We start from the raw sequence: 255 nt of genomic DNA on the forward strand, positions 1-255 counted from the left end.
CCGCAGATTGTTCAAAACTTATGTTTATTCATTGGTTATTCAATTATTCAATGTCGTTTGCTGTGCCAGGCCATTGTTCACCTGTCATTTCAATGAGGCCAAGAAGTTTTCTTCTTCGCCATTCAAGCGATTCCATCGTTTTCTCGTAGTTTTCGGCATCAATCGTGGGGATCGCCCCGTTGAGGTTTGCCAGCACTTGATGGGGAGGCACCACCGCGGATGCATCGATGGATGAGTTATGCAAGGTATCCAAAT

General features: G+C 45.5%; 1 protein-coding gene. It reads right to left on the reverse strand.

Features of this window, described 5'->3' with window-relative positions:
* Positions 1-43: 43 nt before the first annotated feature.
* Positions 44-255: hypothetical protein (locus tag R0J92_RS24700; RefSeq protein ID WP_411053630.1), on the reverse strand; the 212-nt coding region annotated here is incomplete at its 5' end.

It is taken from the genome of Tritonibacter sp. SIMBA_163 (genome assembly GCF_046535935.1).
Taxonomy (GTDB): domain Bacteria; phylum Pseudomonadota; class Alphaproteobacteria; order Rhodobacterales; family Rhodobacteraceae; genus Epibacterium; species Epibacterium scottomollicae.